Origin of the sequence: Caballeronia sp. LZ043, assembly GCF_031451075.1 — a bacterium.
In the GTDB taxonomy this organism is placed as follows: domain Bacteria; phylum Pseudomonadota; class Gammaproteobacteria; order Burkholderiales; family Burkholderiaceae; genus Caballeronia.
The window spans coordinates 1,511,007-1,526,003 of record NZ_JARUXT010000003.1 but is presented as its reverse complement, the minus strand read 5'-3'; the positions used below and the strand labels follow the sequence as shown (position 1 = coordinate 1,526,003).

The following is a 14,997-nucleotide window of genomic DNA, read 5'->3' as shown; positions in this document are numbered from 1 at the left end:
ATGTTCGTCGAAGCCATTGAAGGCGATGCACTCGATCTCGACTACACGCCGGTCGAATTCCGCGTCAAATGGGCGACGCTGCCCTGGGAAGCGGAGGAAGCGTACAAGCTGCGGCGCGCGGTGTTCTGCATCGAGCAGGGCGTGTTCGTCGGCGACGATCGCGACGAGATCGACACGCGTGCGCAGTTGCTGGTCGCGCTGAGCTGTGTCGCGGGCATGCCGGATCAGGTCGTCGGCACGGTGCGCATTCACGAGCGCGAGCCGGGCGTGTGGCTCGGTTCGCGGCTCGCGGTGCATGCGGCATTCCGCTCGCACGGCAAGATCGGCTCGACGCTCATCCGGCTGGCCGTGTCGAGCGCGCATGCGCTCGGCTGCGAGACGTTCCTCGCGCATGTCCAGGAGCAGAACGTGCCGCTGTTCCGGCGGCTGCACTGGGACACGCAGCAGGAGGAAACGCTGTTCGGCCGCGCTCATCATCTGATGCGCGCGCAACTCGATGCCTATCCGCCGTGCGTCACGCCGCAGAGCGGTTTTGTCGCGCTCGCGCGGAGGCTGCCGTGAAGCCTCTGGCGGGATTGGTCGAGCGGTTAAGAGAAAGCCGGGGCTTTCAGCACAAGAGCGATATCTCGCGCGTGCTCGCGCACTTGCCGGCAGGCGCGCGCGATGTGGCCATCGGCGACGATTGCGCCGCCATTCCCGACGGCGACGGCTTCCTGCTGTTCGCGATCGAAGGTCTGGTAAGCGACTTCGTCCAGACGATGCCGTGGTTCGCCGGCTACAGCGGCGTCATGGTGAACGTCAGCGACATCTACGCGATGGGCGGCCGCCCGCTCGCCGTCGTCGATGCGCTGTGGAGCGGCAGCGCGCAGGCCGCGGGCGACGTGCTCGCGGGCATGACGGCGGCATCGCGCGTATATGGCGTGCCCATCGTCGGCGGACACAGCAACGTGCGCAGCGAAGGCGCGCAGCTTGCGGTGGCGATCGTCGGGCGTGCGCGCAGGCTCTTGACCAGCTTCGACGCCCGTCCCGGCGATGCGCTCGTCATGGCTGTCGATCTGCGCGGGCGTTTCGAGGAACCGTATCCGTTCTGGAATGCATCGGTGGGCGCGCCGGAAGGCCGCGCGAGGGGCGATTTCGAACTGCTGCCATTGTTGGCCGAAGACGGGCTGTGCGTTGCGGCGAAGGACATCAGCATGGCGGGCGCGCTCGGCACGGCGCTGATGCTGCTCGAATGCTCGAATGCCGGCGCTCGTATCGATCTCGATGCGGTGCCGCGTCCTCCGGAGGTGGATTTCGAGCGCTGGCTCACGGCGTTTCCGAGCTTCGGCTTTGTGCTTTCAGTACATAAGGAGCATGTAGGCGACGTGCTCGCGCGCTTTGCATCGCGTGATATCGCGAGCGCGGTGATCGGCGAGGTGGATCCATCGCGCGAAGTGGTCGTGACGCGCGGCGACGAAGCGGCCTTGCTGTGGAACCTCCGCGAGGAGCCGTTCATATGCGCGCGCTGAACGCACTGCGAATTGGACTGCTGACGCATTCGGTGAATCCGCGCGGCGGCGTCGTGCATACGCTCGAACTGGCGCGCGCGCTGCACGACGCCGGGCACGAAGTCACGGTTTTCGCACCCGCACGGCCGGGCGAGTCGATGTTTCGCGCGTCGCCGTGCCGGATCGTGTTGGCGCGCATCGAAGGCGAGGCGAAGGGGCTGACCGGCATGGTCGCGCAACGCTTTCGCGCGTTGAAGCTCGCGCTTGAAGACCTCAATCCGGACGGCTTCGACGTGCTGCATGCGCAGGACAGCATCGGCGGGAATGCGCTGGCGGAACTGAAGGACGAGCGAACGATTCGTGGCTTCGTGCGCACGGTGCACCACCTCGACCACTTCGACGACCCGCAACTCGACCGTTGGCAACGCCGCGCGTGGCAGGACGCGGATGCCGTGTTCTGCGTCAGCGACGCATGGACGCAAATCATGCGCTCGACCTATGGCGTGACGGCGCACACGGTGTCGAACGGCATCGACGGAACGCGCTACGGCGTTTGTGCCGACTCTGACACGCATACGTTGCGCGACCGCTTTGGCATGAGCGGAGGACCGATTGTGCTGGCGGTGGGCGGAATCGAGGAACGCAAGAACACGTCGATGCTGCTCGAAGCGTTCGCCTTGCTGCGCGCACGTTGGCCCGGCGCGCAACTGGTGCTGGCGGGCGGCGCCAGTCTGCTCGACCACGATGACTACACGCGCCGCTTTTTTGCGCGAGCGGCGGCGCTGGAACTCGAGGTCGGCGCGCGCGGCACGCCGGTGATCGTCACGGGCGCGCTGCCGGACGCTGAGATGCCCGCGCTGTTCCGTCTCGCTGATGTCGTGTCGATGATCTCGCTTCGCGAAGGCTTCGGTCTGGTGGTGCTTGAAGCGCTGGCGAGCGGACGGCCGGTCGTGGTGTCACGTATCGCGCCCTTCACCGGGTATCTCGACGAGCGCACCTGCACGTTCGCCGATCCACACGACGCGTCATCGATTGCCGCCGCGCTCGAGGGCAGTAGCGGCATCGACTTCGTGCAAGCCGTGCCCGCGCTGTTGCGGCGCTTCACGTGGCAAGCGAGTGCCGCGCGTCATCTCGACCTTTATCGCGCGTGGCTCGAAACCGATCAACCTTCAAACGGAGCCACTCCATGCCCGTCATGCATTTTCTGATCCGCTGGCCCGATGGCGTGGAAGCCAACTGCTATTCGCCTTCGACCGTCGTCGGCGAGTTCTTCACGGCGGGCGAGCGCTATGCCGTCGATGACTTCGTCGCCCGTTCCCGCGAAGCCTTGCACATCGGCTCCGAACGCGTGCGCGAGAAATACGGATTCGCATGCTCCGCCGCGCTCGATCAGCTTGCACGCATCGAAGCAGATGCACGACGTTTCCACGATGCGCACGAAGCACAGGTCACCGTGCTCGCGCTCGATTAACTTGTTCGTTCAGGGGATGCACCATGTCCAGCATCGAATCCGGCGGCGCTGCGCCGAAGCATGTCAGTGTGATCGTCGTCGGCGGCGGGCAGGCGGGGCTGTCGGTCAGCCACTTCCTGCAACAGGCGAAGATCGATCATCTCGTGCTGGAAAAGCACAGCGTCACCCATACCTGGCGCACGCAGCGCTGGGACACGTTCTGCCTCGTGACCCCCAACTGGCAGTGCGCGCTGCCGGGACATCCGTATGAGGGCGCGGATCCGCACGGCTTCATGAAGAAGGACGAGATCATCGCCTATCTCGACGGCTTCATCGCGAAGGTCAATGCGCCGGTGCTGGAAGGCGCGGCAGTCACGCGCGTGACGCGAGATGCAGGCGGACGCTATCACGTGAAAAGCACGCGCGGCGACTTCACCGCCGATCAACTGGTGGTGGCGTCCGGCGGCTATCACACGCCGATCGTGCCACGCATGGCGGAGCGCTTGCCGCCGGGCATCGCGCAGGTGCAGTCGTCGGAATACCGGCATGCGGATGCCTTGCCGCCGGGCGCGGTGCTGGTCGTCGGCTCGGGGCAGTCCGGAGCGCAGATCGCCGAGGATCTGCATCTGTCGGGCCGCAAGGTGCATCTCGCCGTGGGAGAAGCGCCGCGCTGTGCGCGCTTCCATCGCGGCCGCGACGTGGTGGACTGGCTCGCGGACATGCGCTATTACGACATGCCCGTGACCGATCATCCGCTGCGCGAAGGCGTGCGCGACAACACCAATCACTACGTCACGGGCCGCGATGGCGGTCGCGATATCGACTTGCGCCGCTTCGCGCTCGAAGGCATGGAACTGTTCGGGCGGCTGGAGGATTTCCGCGACGGCACGCTGCGCTTCGCGACCAACCTGCGCAAGAACCTCGATGAAGCGGACGATACCTATAACCGCATCAACGCGAGCATCGACGGCTTCATCGCGAAGCATGGCATCGAGGCGCCGCCTGCCGCGCCGTACGTGCCGCTCTGGCAACCGCATGAAGAGCGCGCGGAACTCGACCTTCAGGCAAGCGGCATCACGTCGATTGTCTGGTGCATCGGCTTTACGCCCGATTTCGGCTGGCTGGACGCGCCGGTGTTCAACGGCCGCGGTTATCCGTCACACACGCGCGGGGTGACGGCGGTGCCGGGGCTTTACTTCGTCGGCTTGCCGTGGCTGCATACGTGGGGATCGGGACGCTTCTCGGGCGTCGCGCGCGATGCTCAGCATGTCGTCGATGCGATCAGTGCCGAGCGGGCGTCCGTGCCGGAGAGCGTCTCGATTGTGGCCGCGTGAAGGACGCGTGAAAGACGCGTCAAACCCGACGCGGTTTACTTCGAGGAAGCGGTATTGATCGACCGGACGGACTCGGCCGGCAGCACCGACGTCAACACGTTCGAAGGCACATGCTGCGCTTCTTCCTGCGACACCGCGCCGACGAACTTCCATCCGCCGGGCAGCTTGACGAAGGTATAGCCGGTCGGTTGATCGACGAAGACGGAATAAGGCGCGGGCGTGCCGTTGTTCTCGGCAAAAGCGGGCGCAGCAACGAACGGGCTTGCAACCAGCAACGCGACGGCAAGCGTGGACAAGGACTTTTTCATGACGACACACTCCTGAGAATTCAAACCGGCTGATTATGTAACGATCGACACAGATATTTGACCATCCGGATGATACGACGTCCAGTTATTTTGTTATGATCGACACATAATTCAGAATTGCGCTGTGCGCAGGAATGACGCGCGGCGCAGTCCGGTTGATACGGCGGAGCGAGACATGTCGTCACTGGCTAATCAAACGCAACTCAAGACGCGCGGCCGTCCGCGCAGCTTCGACCGTGAAACGGCGCTCAGAAGCGCGATGGAAGTGTTCTGGTCGAAGGGCTATGACACCTGTTCCATGGCCGATCTCGTGGACGCCATGGGCATCAACTCCCCCAGTCTCTACGCGGCGTTCGGCAGCAAGGAAGATCTGTATCGCGAGGCCGTCGAACTCTATGTCGCCTCAGAGGGCGGCGCGGCGCTGCGGAATCTGCAGGCGCATGAATCCGTACGCGACGGCCTGCGGGCCATGTTCCGCACCAGCACCGAATTGTTCACCGGCACATCGCATCCTCGTGGCTGCATGATTTTTCTCGGCGCGATGTCGGTGGGCGCGGAACACGCGCAGTTGCGCGCCGAATTGCAGAAGCTCCGGCGCAAGGTCGCGAGCACGGTCGCGGCGCGGCTCGCGCACGCGGTCGAATCCGGCGAACTCGACGCCCGCACCGATGTCCCGGCGCTCGCCGCGCTGTGCATGACGCTGTTCGCCGGTTTGTCGATTCAGGCGCAGGACGGCGTGCGCAAGCCGGCGCTGTTCGCCGCGATCGATCAATTCATCGCAACGCTGCCGCTGCGCACGAAGCGCTGACCCCTCATGAAGCCGACGCCCAAAGCCGACACGCAAATCTGGCGCGCGCCCGAACTCGGCGCGGAGCTGTTGCGCGGGCGCTTCGCTGACTTTTCCTACGACGTCCACGCGCACGACACCGCCTGTTTCGCGCTGCTGACGGGCGGCGCGATCCGCATCCGCATGCGCGGCACGGAGTTCGTCGCGCGGCGCGGCGACCTGTACGCCATCGACGCCGACGAACCGCACGCGGGCTGGCCAGTCGACGACGCCGGCTGGACGCAGCGCACGCTGTACGTGGATGTCGCGCATCTCCGCGCGCTCACCGGCGACGCGCGCGCCGCGGGACGTCCAGGCGGCGTCGTCGGGCCGATCATCCGCGATCCGGCGCTGTGCGCGGCGCTCTTCGACGTGCATCGCTCGTCCGAGGTGCACGGGCCGTCGCTGCAACGCGACGAACGCTATCTGGCGTTCGCGGCGCGGCTCGTTGGACGGCATCTGAAAGAAGGCGCGGGAATCGCCGCCACGCCGCGCGAACCGCGCGCGGTGGCGGCGGCGCGCCGTTTCCTGGACGAGCGTATCGGCGAGCAACTGCATCTGGAGGAGATCGCGGCGGCGTCGGGACTGCCGCCGTTCCGGCTGTTCCGCGCGTTCAGCCGCGAAACCGGCATGACGCCGCACGAATACCAGCGCCAGGCCCGCGTGCGCCGCGCGATGCAGATGATCCGTCACGGCGGCGCGCTCTCGGATATCGCCGCCGCCACCGGTTTTGCGGATCAGGCGCATCTCACGCGCACCTTCCGCCGCATGCTCGGCGTGACGCCGGGCGCATACAAGACGGCCACGCGCACCTGACGCTATTTGAGCAAGCCGAGATTCGCGACCGCCTTGCTGACCGGCTTGCGATCGCCGATCAACGCGAGTCCGACATAGCGAAGCTCCTCGGTGACGACACCGGCGACGGCATCGCGAAACGCGCCGTAGTCGGTGGTTTGCTGTCCCTGCACCGGGAAGGTGACGACGTCGCACGCGGCGGCGATCGCCTTGTCGCGGATCGCCGACAACGTGTCCTGATCCGCCCCGAGCACCGCAATGCCGATTGGAATAAGACCGGGATGCGCGCAGCCCGAGGCATCGACGAGCGCTTCGCCGACCAGCGCCGGATGGCGCTGCCCGACCGTCAGCGCCAGCACGGCCGCTGCATTGGCCGCCTTGCCCGCGGGCAGGTCCTGGTCGACCACGATCACGCAACGCTGCGGGCGCACCGGCTGATCCGAATGATTGGCTTCCGTCACGAACAGTCCTCTTTCATCGATAAAGCCCGGATCATGACCCGCCGCATGCGGCCAGGTCTTGAATCCTGTTGCACGCCGCCCGCTGCCTTACGTTCTTGACTTTCCATTCCATTACGCGCAAGCATGAACAGTCGCGCGTCCGGCGCGGCGTTCGTGCTTGTATGGTGTCCCTACTTACACTTTCGAACGATGGTGACGCGCCCGCCCACGCCCCGCCAGCACATCCGCCTTTGCACTGCGAGCGACGGCGTGCACATCGCCTACGCGATGTGCGGTTCGGGTCCGCCGATCGTCAAGGCCGCGAACTGGCTCAGTCATCTGGAACTGGATTTTGCGAGTCCAGTCTGGAGCCATCTGATGGTCGAACTGTGCGGCCGTCATACGCTGATCCGCTACGACCAGCGCGGCTGCGGCCTGTCGGACCGCGACGTCGGCGAAATCTCCTTCAATGCGTGGCTGCGCGACCTGGAAACGGTGGTCGACGCGAGCGGCCTCGAACGCTTTCCGCTGCTCGGCATCTCGCAGGGCGCGTCCATCGCGATTGCCTATGCGGTGGCGCATCCGGAGCGCGTCACGCATCTGGTGCTGCACGGCGGTTACGCGCGCGGACGTCTCAAGCGCACCCGCGATCCGGCGCAGCAAGAGGAAGCCGAAATGCTCGTGAAGCTCGCGGAACTGGGCTGGGGCAAGCAGAATCCCGCGTTTCGCCAGTTCTTCACGACGCAATTCATCCCGGGCGGCACGCCGGAACAGCATCACTGGTTCAACGAACTCGAACGGCTCACGACCACGCCGCGCAATGCGGCGCGCATCATGCGCGTCTTCAACGAGATCGACGTGGTGGACCTGCTGCCGCAAGTGCAGTGTCCGACGCTCGTGCTGCATGCGAGCGGCGACGCGCGCGTGCCCTTCGACGAAAGCCGCCTGCTCGCCGGCCAGATTCCCGGCGCGCGCTTCGTGCCGCTGGAGAGCGAGAACCATCTCGTGCTGGAAACCGATGCCGCCTGGCGACGCTGGCGCGACGAAGTGCGGGCGTTCCTGCCGTCAACGCCACCGGCTGATCCCGCATTCGCGACGCTGACGCCGCGCGAGCGCGATATCGTCGAACTGCTGGCGGGCGGACGCGACAACGCGCAGATTGCCGCGCGTCTGACGCTGAGCGAGAAGACCGTGCGCAATCACATCACCAGCATCTTCGCAAAGCTCGAGGTCGAGAATCGTGCGCAGGCCATCGTGCTGGCGCGCCGCGCGGGCTTCGACGCACCCTCCGCCTGACCGTTCCGGGACACCGGTCCCGGGTTTCCGCCTCTGGTGCAGCCTTTCCCGGTCGACGTCCGGGACTTGCGCCTCATGTGCGACCGCGTCCATCTGCCGAGAATGCTCCACAGAACGGAGACGCGACGATTGACGATTCCATCAGCCGATCTGTTCATTCCCCCAGGCCGCGCGCCTGTCCTGATCGACGCTGAATCATCCGGAGTCCGCATACATGAACGCCGTCATGAAAGAGATTTCCCCGCAAGCTATGCATCCGTCCACGCAACAGCGCTATGCGAAGTGCATCGAAGTGTCCCGCCGCATCCGCTGGGAGATCGATCAGGACGTGCTGCGCGGCCGTCATTTCGATCCCGCCCATACCTTCATGCCGCACGGCCTCAGCGAGGTGTACCGGCTGCCGTTCCTGAGCGCGTCCGAACGCCGGCTGATGTCGCAGGTGCAGGGCCGTACCTACGCGAACATGTTCGGCATGATCGAGCGCTTCATCGGCGCGAAGATGCTGGAAGTCGGCCGCGAGCATGCGCTGTCGGATCAGACGGCGCTCGAAGCAATCGTCCGCTTCACCGACGAGGAACTGAAGCATCAGGAACTGTTCCGCCGCGTGGAGGCGCTCGCGGCCGAGGCGCTGCCGCCCGGCTATCGCTTCGTCCCGGATGCCGACGATGTCGCGCGCTTCGTGCTCGGCAAGTCCACCTGGTCGATCCTGGCGCTGACGTGCTGCATCGAGATCGTTACGCAGGTGCATTACCGGCAGAGCATGGAGAGCGACAGCAGCCTGTCGCCGCTTTTCAAGGACATCTTCCTGTTCCACTGGAAGGAGGAATCGCAGCACGCGATCATCGACGAACTGGAATGGATGCGCGAGGACGCGCGCATCGGCGCGGCGGAACGCGACGCCGCCATTGGCGACCTGATCGATCTGGTTGGCGCGATCGACGGCATGTTGCAGGCGCAGGCCGCCGCCGACGCGGAATACTTCATCGCGCAACTGGATCGCGCGCTGTCGTCCGATGAAGAAGCGCGCGTGCATGCGGGTCTGCTCGACGCGTATCGCTGGCAGTACATCATATCGGGCGTCGATGAACCGCGTTTCGGCGAAATCCTCGGGCGCGTCATCACCGAAGCGCATGGTGAACGGCTTGGCGCGGCGCTCGCGCCGTTGCGGCGCCGCGCGCTGACCAGCGAAGTCGACAAGCTGATGTGAAGCCAAGGCCGGGCACGGTGCCCGGCCTATTTTTGATGGAAAGCAAATAGTAAGAAACTAACTTGACCAGCCTCAAAACGCTGAATTGGCGTGGAAATCTACTTGTTACCGGCCTTCTGGCCGCGTTTTTTTTAGTGCACCATATGCCGTATGAGGGTTTCACAGTAGCATGCAGTCCGCTGTCTCAACACCGATAACTAGATTGGATCATCATGCTCGCCGAGTCATTGCCGCATACATCCGACATCGAGAAATTCGCCGAAGATCACGAACGCTTCGCGCGACACATCCCCGCCGAAATATCCGTGGTCCTGCGCAATCTCGTGTTGCGCCGCGACATGCTCACCGTCACCAGCGGACACGGGCAGATCGTCACTCAATTGCTCGAAGTGGACGCGCGTGAGGCGCGCATCGTGTTCGACTGGGGCGGCGTCGAATCCGACAACCGCGCGCTGCTCGAAGCAAAGCAACTGTATTTCAAGGCCGCGCCCGAAGGCGTGCGGGTGGAGTTCACGACGCAGGCGGCGCGCGCCGCCGATTACGAAGGGCGTCAGGCCTTCGAGGTCTCGTTTCCCGAGAAGCTCTATCACTTCCAGCGCCGCGAATACTTCCGCGTGCCGACGCCGATTCTCGATCCCTACTACGCCAAAGGCGCGTTCGCCGATGGCGAAGCGTTCCGCTACGAAGTGCACGACCTGTCGCTGGGCGGCATCGCGTTGCGCATGGACGCGCCGCGTCTCGCGGAAACCGGGGTCGGCACCGTGTTCCAGGACGTTGTGCTGCATCTGGGACCGGGCACCATCCTGTCGATCGACATCGAGCTCGTCTCGCCGCGCAGTGTGAACACGCCGCGCGGCGATGTGCGTTATGTCGTCGGCTTTCGCTTCACGCGGCTTTCGGGCGCGGCGGAAAGCGTCTTGCAGCGGCTCATCACGCGCATGGAAGCCCGGCGCCGCAGCCTGTCGGCCTGATTGACTGGTTGACTGATTGATCCGACCATTCGGGTCCCGCTTCGGGCGTCGCACGCATCCATTGGTAGAATGCGTGCCTCCTACACTCTGACGCGACGCATGCTTCGTCGAGCCTGGCGCGGAGAAGAGCGCTTCTGGAAAATCTGGTGGTTGCTGGGCGTGCCCATTCACCTCGCGTGGTGGTTCGTCTATCTCGACCTCTGGGCCGGCGGTCTCTCTCCCGAATCCTTCCTGCTGCTCACAGTCTGGTTCTGGCCCGGCATGCTGGGCCTGTTCGCGGCCTGTTCCGCGCTGTATCTCCTGTGGTGCGTGCTCGCGTGGCGCTGTGCCGGCAACGTGAACAATCGCATCTGGACGATCATCGCGCGCGTGCTGATCGGCGTGGGGCTCGGCTCGTTTTTCACCGAATGCGCGCTGGTCCTCATGGCGCCGTTCGCTTGACCACGGAGACACGATGAACTGGACCAGGCTTCTCGCCGGAATCGGGCTCGCGGCGGCGCTGGCGCTTCCCGTCGCCACCTTCGCGCAAGACGCACAGACCGAAACCGATGTCGATGCCCGCCTGGACGCGCTGTTCGGCGCGCACGAGCCGTATCGGGCGTTCTTCGACCGCTTGCAGCGCGCGGTCGCGGCCAACGACAGCAAAGCCGTCGCGGCGCTGGTGTCGTATCCGGTCGCGGTGCATCGCGCGGGCACGGAAATGACGCTGCGCACCCGGCGCGAGTTCATCGCGCACTATGCGTCCATCTTCACGCCGAAACTCGTCGACATCGTCGCGCAGCAAAAGTACGCGGCGCTCTTCGTGCGCGACCAGGGCGCGATGATCGGCAATGGCGAGATCTGGTTCAGCGGCGTCTGCCGCGACAAGGCGTGCAAGCAGTCCGACGTGAAAATCACCGCCTTCAATCTCGACTGAGTATTCCGGCGGCGGACGTTTGTCTGGCGCAGCGCGTGGTTCGACGTGCACAATGTCCCGGCTTGCACGAGCGTGATTCACAACGAACACACACGCGGACCACGACGCCCATGCTCAACGAATTCGCCAAGACGGTTCTCGTGATCGTCGCCGGGCTGTTCCCGATCATCAACCCGCCGGCGACCGCGCTCGTCGTGCTGAGCATGCTGCCGCACATCGGCGACGCCGACCGCGCCGAACTCGCCCGGCGCATTTCCATCAACAGCTTTGCGATCCTGCTGGCTTCGCTGTCGATCGGCGCTTATGTGCTGTCGTTCTTCGGCATCTCGATACCGGTGCTGCGCGTGGCGGGCGGGCTGGTCGTCGCGATGGCGGGCTGGACGCTGCTCCAGGCCCCCGACGCCGACCCCGACGATCCCGCCGACACCGCACCCAAGCCGCGCAGCGGCGCGTCCCTGCGCGCCAAGGCGTTCTATCCGCTGACCTTGCCGATTACCGTTGGACCGGGCGCGATCGCCGTCGCGATTGCGCTGGGCACCGGCTCGCCGCGCCAGGGCCTGCAACCGGTGCATCTGGCGGGCGTCGGCATCGGCTTGCTGATCCTGTGCGCGAGCATCTACGTGTGCGTGCGCTTCGCCGGGCATCTGGAACGGCTGCTCGGCACGGTCGGCACGCAGGTGGCCGTGCGGCTGTTCGCCTTCGTGATCTTCTGCATCGGCGTGCAGATTCTCTGGCTCGGACTGTCCGAACTGCTCGCCTCCGTGCCGCTCAAACTGCACTAGACGCAGGTTCGCCGCAACAAAAGGAGACAGCGCTTGACCACGCATCGCAAGAAGCCGGAGGAACTGCGCAGCCATCGCTGGTATGGCGTGAATGATCTGCGATCGTTCGGCCATCGCTCGCGCACCGCGCAGATGGGTTATCACCCGTCGGACTATCTGGGCAAGCCGGTCATCGGCGTGCTCAATACGTGGAGCGAGATCAACTCGTGCCATACGCACTTCCGGCAGCGCGTGGAGGAAGTGAAGCGCGGCATATGGCAGGCGGGCGGCTTTCCGGTCGAAATGCCGGTGATGACGCTCGCCGAACCGTTCCAGAAGCCCACCACCATGCTGTACCGCAACTTCCTGGCGATGGAAGCGGAGGAAGTCCTGCGCTCCTATCCGTTCGACGGCTGCGTGCTGATGGGCGGCTGCGACAAGACCACGCCCGGCCTGCTGATGGGCGCGATCAGCATGAACCTGCCGGCCATCTTTCTGCCAGCGGGCCCGATGCTGCGTGGTGACTGGCAGGGCCGCACGCTCGGCAGCGGCTCGGACACGTGGAAGTACTGGGCCGAACTGCGTGCGGGCAAGATCAGCGAGGACGAATGGAAGGGCGTCGAGAGCGGCATTGCGCGCTCGCCGGGACATTGCATGACGATGGGCACCGCCTCGACGATGACCAGCGCCGCCGAAGCGCTCGGCCTGACCTTGCCGGGTTTCGCGTCGATACCGGCGGTGGATTCGCGCCATGCGCAGCACGCGTCGCTGACGGGGCAGCGCATTGTCGAGATGGTGTGGAGCGACCTGAAGCCGTCCGACCTGCTCACCCCGAAGTCATTCGACAACGCCGTGACGACGGTGCTGGCGCTGTCCGGCTCGACCAATGCGATCGTGCATCTGGTGGCGATGGCGCGGCGCGCGGGCGTGCCGCTCACGACCGCCCGTTTCGACGAACTGGCGCGCGTGACGCCGGTGCTCGGCAACATCCGGCCGGCGGGCGCGTACCTGATGGAAGACTTCTTCTACGCGGGCGGTTTGCGGGCCTTGCTGACGGAGCTGGGCCCGCTGATCGACGGCACGCAGCGCACGGTGAGTGGCCGCACGCTGGGCGAGAACATCGCGGATGCGGAGATCTTCAACGACGACGTGATCCGCCGCCGCGACAACCCGCTCGTGCCGCGCGACGGCCTTGCGGTGCTGACGGGCAACCTCGCGCCGGATGGCGCGGTCATCAAGCCGGCGGCGATGGAAGCGCGCCTGCTCAGGCATCGCGGCCCGGCGGTGGTGTTCGCGGATTACGCCGACATGGCCGCGCGCATCGACGAGGAAACGCTCGACATCGGCGCCGATTCGGTGATCGTGCTGCAGCACGCGGGGCCGGTGGGCGCGCCGGGCATGCCGGAGTGGGGCCAGTTGCCGATCCCGCAAAAATTGTTGAAGCAGGGCGTGCGCGACATGGTCCGCATCTCCGATGCGCGCATGAGCGGCACGAGCTATGGCGCCTGCGTGCTGCATGTGGCGCCGGAATCGTTTGTCGGCGGGCCGCTGGCGCTGGTGCGCGACGGCGACGTGATCGAACTGGACGTGCCGGCGCGACGCCTGCATCTCGCGGTAAGCGACGACGAACTGGCCGCGCGCCGGGCCGCGTGGCAGCCGCCGAAGCGGCCGTTCGAGCGCGGTTTCGGCGTGATGCATCAACTGCACGTGACCCAGGCCGACAAGGGCTGCGACTTCGACTTCCTCGAATCCCAGCCCGCCACCCCCGACGAACCCGAAATTCACTGATCCCGCCATGACCCAGACCATCGCCATTTCAGACGAAACGCTCGACCTGCTGCGCCACGTCAGCACCGCGACGCTCACGACCCAGCTCTTCAAGCGCGGCCTGCGCAATGTCTTCCTGCAAGGCGTCGCGCCGCTGGTGAAACCCGCGATCGGCGCGCCGAACATGGTCGGCCCGGCGTTCACGCTGCGCAATATTCCGGCGCGCGAGGATCTGGATCATGTCGGCGTGTTCCAGGACCCGGATCATCCGCAGCGCAAGGCGGTCGAAAGCGCGCCGCCCGGCAGCGTGCTGGTGCAGGATTGCCGCGGCGAGCGCGCGGTTGCGTCGACGGGATCGATCCTCACGATGCGTCTCAAGGTGCGCGGCGTCGCCGGCATGGTGTCGGACGGCTGCGTACGCGACAGCGGCACGATCGGCGATATCGGCCTGCCGCTGTTCTGCGCGGGCGCGAGCGCGCCGCTCAATCTCGCGAAGCATCACGCCGTGGACATGAACGTGCCGGTGGCCTGCGGCGGCGTGGCGGTGTATCCGGGCGATATCGTCGTCGGCGATGTGGACGGCGTCGTGATCGTGCCGCGTCACATGGCCGAGGAGGTCGCGCGGGATGCGGCCGAGCAGGAACGTCTGGAAGAATTCCTCGCGGCGCGCGTGGCGGACGGCGCGGTGTTACGCGGCACCTATCCGCCCGACGAGCAGACGCTCGCCGCGTATCGCGAATGGCGTGAACAGCGCGGCTAGGGCAGCAGATTCCACTTGACGATGGCGCGCACGTCGCGCTCGAAGCCGAGCACGCTCATTGCGGCGGTGTCCATGGTCAGATGTGCGCCCAGTGACGGCGAACCGGTCGCCCATTGCGCGCCGAAGACGCGCGAGAAATGCGCATGCGAGAACAGCGCGATGTGGCGCGCGCCGGTGCCGAGCAGCTTGTCGATGAGCGTCTGCGCGCGCCGGCCGACATCGGCGAGATTCTCGCCTTGCGGAATGGGCGAGGTCCACACCGACCAGTCCGGAATCTCCTGGCGGATATCCGGCGTCTTGCGGCCTTCGTAGACGCCGTAGTTCCACTCGTGCAACTCCGGTTCGACCTGCGCGTGCTCGCCGAGCCCGGCAAGCTTGCAGGTTTCGATGGCGCGGCTCATCGGACTGGTCAGCACGAGATCGAAAGGCTGCGACGCCAGGACCGGCGCCAGCGCCGCCGCCTGTTTGCGGCCTTCGTCGGTCAGCGCGATATCGGTGGTGCCGGTGTGCTGGCCCGACTTGCTCCATTCTGTTTCGCCATGCCTGATCAGCCAGATCTGGACGCCGTCTTTCACGTTCATGTCGTTCACCCGGTGTCTGATTAATATCGTCGCGCACGCCTCTGACAGGCGCGCCGCAGCCTTGCGCATTCTGCACCGAACGCCCGGCGCGCGCCGCG

The 14,997-nt window shown here is 65.7% G+C and carries 18 protein-coding genes; 15 read left to right on the top strand and 3 right to left on the bottom strand.

The window, feature by feature from the left end; translation table 11 throughout:
• Genes QCE64_RS27045 through QCE64_RS27025 form a run of 5 tightly spaced genes read left to right on the top strand, consistent with a single transcriptional unit; the run spans position 1 to position 4,271 of the window.
• A complete protein-coding gene (locus QCE64_RS27045) occupies positions 1-561 on the top strand; it encodes an MSMEG_0567/Sll0786 family nitrogen starvation N-acetyltransferase (RefSeq protein WP_309925032.1) in 561 nt (186 codons plus the stop codon).
• On the top strand, positions 558-1,508 hold the full coding sequence (locus QCE64_RS27040) for a sll0787 family AIR synthase-like protein (RefSeq protein WP_310007194.1): 951 nt from the start codon (positions 558-560) through the stop codon (positions 1,506-1,508). Before QCE64_RS27045 ends, QCE64_RS27040 begins: the two co-directional genes overlap by 4 nt.
• On the top strand, positions 1,496-2,695 hold the full coding sequence (locus QCE64_RS27035) for an MSMEG_0565 family glycosyltransferase (protein ID WP_310007192.1): 1,200 nt from the start codon (positions 1,496-1,498) through the stop codon (positions 2,693-2,695). The genes QCE64_RS27040 and QCE64_RS27035 overlap by 13 nt, the downstream gene beginning before the upstream one ends.
• Complete coding sequence (locus tag QCE64_RS27030; RefSeq protein WP_309925026.1) at positions 2,674-2,958, top strand: MSMEG_0570 family nitrogen starvation response protein; 285 nt, start codon at positions 2,674-2,676, stop codon at positions 2,956-2,958. The genes QCE64_RS27035 and QCE64_RS27030 overlap by 22 nt, the downstream gene beginning before the upstream one ends.
• A 23-nt stretch (positions 2,959-2,981) precedes the next feature.
• Complete coding sequence (locus QCE64_RS27025) at positions 2,982-4,271, top strand: MSMEG_0569 family flavin-dependent oxidoreductase (protein ID WP_310007190.1); 1,290 nt, start codon at positions 2,982-2,984, stop codon at positions 4,269-4,271.
• Positions 4,272-4,306: 35 nt separating this feature from the next.
• Here QCE64_RS27025 and QCE64_RS27020 read toward each other — a convergent pair whose 3' ends face one another.
• Positions 4,307-4,579, bottom strand: a complete 273-nt coding sequence (locus QCE64_RS27020) for a hypothetical protein (protein ID WP_309925023.1) — start codon at positions 4,577-4,579, stop codon at positions 4,307-4,309.
• Between the two features lie 175 nt (positions 4,580-4,754).
• Between QCE64_RS27020 and QCE64_RS27015 the strand changes: the two genes are divergently transcribed.
• Both QCE64_RS27015 and QCE64_RS27010 read left to right on the top strand, forming a co-directional pair.
• A complete protein-coding gene (locus QCE64_RS27015) occupies positions 4,755-5,387 on the top strand; it encodes a TetR/AcrR family transcriptional regulator (protein WP_309925022.1) in 633 nt (210 codons plus the stop codon).
• A 6-nt stretch (positions 5,388-5,393) separates the two neighbouring features.
• Positions 5,394-6,221, top strand: coding sequence for an AraC family transcriptional regulator (locus tag QCE64_RS27010; protein WP_309934014.1), 828 nt, complete (start codon positions 5,394-5,396; stop codon positions 6,219-6,221).
• A 2-nt stretch (positions 6,222-6,223) separates the two neighbouring features.
• Here the strand turns inward: QCE64_RS27010 and QCE64_RS27005 are convergent, their stop codons facing one another.
• Entirely contained in the window at positions 6,224-6,661 is a 438-nt protein-coding gene (locus QCE64_RS27005; RefSeq protein WP_309925019.1) for a DUF2000 domain-containing protein, read from the bottom strand.
• A gap of 189 nt (positions 6,662-6,850) precedes the next feature.
• On the opposite strand from QCE64_RS27005, the gene QCE64_RS27000 reads away from it, so the two are divergent.
• From QCE64_RS27000 to QCE64_RS26965, 8 genes are all read left to right on the top strand, one after another.
• Entirely contained in the window at positions 6,851-7,936 is a 1,086-nt protein-coding gene (locus tag QCE64_RS27000; RefSeq protein WP_309925017.1) for an alpha/beta fold hydrolase, read from the top strand.
• Between the two features lie 226 nt (positions 7,937-8,162).
• On the top strand, positions 8,163-9,143 hold the full coding sequence (locus tag QCE64_RS26995) for a hypothetical protein (protein WP_310007188.1): 981 nt from the start codon (positions 8,163-8,165) through the stop codon (positions 9,141-9,143).
• 212 nt (positions 9,144-9,355) lie between these two features.
• Positions 9,356-10,114, top strand: coding sequence for a flagellar regulator YcgR PilZN domain-containing protein (locus tag QCE64_RS26990; RefSeq protein ID WP_309925015.1), 759 nt, complete (start codon positions 9,356-9,358; stop codon positions 10,112-10,114).
• Positions 10,115-10,213: 99 nt separating this feature from the next.
• Positions 10,214-10,555: a hypothetical protein gene (locus QCE64_RS26985; protein ID WP_309925014.1), complete on the top strand. Its 342-nt coding sequence runs from the start codon at positions 10,214-10,216 to the stop codon at positions 10,553-10,555.
• A 13-nt stretch (positions 10,556-10,568) separates the two neighbouring features.
• Positions 10,569-11,030, top strand: a complete 462-nt coding sequence (locus QCE64_RS26980) for a hypothetical protein (protein WP_310007186.1) — start codon at positions 10,569-10,571, stop codon at positions 11,028-11,030.
• A gap of 110 nt (positions 11,031-11,140) precedes the next feature.
• The gene (locus tag QCE64_RS26975; RefSeq protein ID WP_309925011.1) at positions 11,141-11,812 is read left to right on the top strand and encodes a MarC family protein; all 672 of its coding nucleotides are present in this window, start codon (positions 11,141-11,143) and stop codon (positions 11,810-11,812) included.
• A 33-nt stretch (positions 11,813-11,845) separates the two neighbouring features.
• Positions 11,846-13,579, top strand: a complete 1,734-nt coding sequence (gene araD / locus QCE64_RS26970; RefSeq protein WP_310007184.1) for an L-arabinonate dehydratase — start codon at positions 11,846-11,848, stop codon at positions 13,577-13,579.
• Between the two features lie 7 nt (positions 13,580-13,586).
• Complete coding sequence (locus QCE64_RS26965; RefSeq protein WP_310007181.1) at positions 13,587-14,318, top strand: ribonuclease activity regulator RraA; 732 nt, start codon at positions 13,587-13,589, stop codon at positions 14,316-14,318.
• Here the strand turns inward: QCE64_RS26965 and QCE64_RS26960 are convergent.
• Positions 14,315-14,899: a histidine phosphatase family protein gene (locus QCE64_RS26960; RefSeq protein ID WP_309925007.1), complete on the bottom strand. Its 585-nt coding sequence runs from the start codon at positions 14,897-14,899 to the stop codon at positions 14,315-14,317. The genes QCE64_RS26965 and QCE64_RS26960 overlap by 4 nt on opposite strands.
• Positions 14,900-14,997: the final 98 nt, after the last annotated feature.

Excerpts from the sequence above, each read along its gene's own strand:
- QCE64_RS27045 (WP_309925032.1), top strand. The coding sequence starts at position 1 with ATGTTCGTCGAAGCCATTGAAGGCGATGCACTCGATCTCGACTACACG.
- QCE64_RS27035 (WP_310007192.1), top strand. The coding sequence starts at position 1,496 with ATGCGCGCGCTGAACGCACTGCGAATTGGACTGCTGACGCATTCGGTG.
- QCE64_RS27030 (WP_309925026.1), top strand. The coding sequence starts at position 2,674 with ATGCCCGTCATGCATTTTCTGATCCGCTGGCCCGATGGCGTGGAAGCC.
- QCE64_RS27025 (WP_310007190.1), top strand. The coding sequence starts at position 2,982 with ATGTCCAGCATCGAATCCGGCGGCGCTGCGCCGAAGCATGTCAGTGTG.
- QCE64_RS27020 (WP_309925023.1), bottom strand. The coding sequence starts at position 4,579 with ATGAAAAAGTCCTTGTCCACGCTTGCCGTCGCGTTGCTGGTTGCAAGC.
- QCE64_RS27015 (WP_309925022.1), top strand. The coding sequence starts at position 4,755 with ATGTCGTCACTGGCTAATCAAACGCAACTCAAGACGCGCGGCCGTCCG.
- QCE64_RS27010 (WP_309934014.1), top strand. The coding sequence starts at position 5,394 with ATGAAGCCGACGCCCAAAGCCGACACGCAAATCTGGCGCGCGCCCGAA.
- QCE64_RS27000 (WP_309925017.1), top strand. The coding sequence starts at position 6,851 with ATGGTGACGCGCCCGCCCACGCCCCGCCAGCACATCCGCCTTTGCACT.
- QCE64_RS26995 (WP_310007188.1), top strand. The coding sequence starts at position 8,163 with ATGAAAGAGATTTCCCCGCAAGCTATGCATCCGTCCACGCAACAGCGC.
- QCE64_RS26990 (WP_309925015.1), top strand. The coding sequence starts at position 9,356 with ATGCTCGCCGAGTCATTGCCGCATACATCCGACATCGAGAAATTCGCC.
- QCE64_RS26985 (WP_309925014.1), top strand. The coding sequence starts at position 10,214 with ATGCTTCGTCGAGCCTGGCGCGGAGAAGAGCGCTTCTGGAAAATCTGG.
- QCE64_RS26980 (WP_310007186.1), top strand. The coding sequence starts at position 10,569 with ATGAACTGGACCAGGCTTCTCGCCGGAATCGGGCTCGCGGCGGCGCTG.
- QCE64_RS26975 (WP_309925011.1), top strand. The coding sequence starts at position 11,141 with ATGCTCAACGAATTCGCCAAGACGGTTCTCGTGATCGTCGCCGGGCTG.
- QCE64_RS26965 (WP_310007181.1), top strand. The coding sequence starts at position 13,587 with ATGACCCAGACCATCGCCATTTCAGACGAAACGCTCGACCTGCTGCGC.
- QCE64_RS26960 (WP_309925007.1), bottom strand. The coding sequence starts at position 14,899 with ATGAACGTGAAAGACGGCGTCCAGATCTGGCTGATCAGGCATGGCGAA.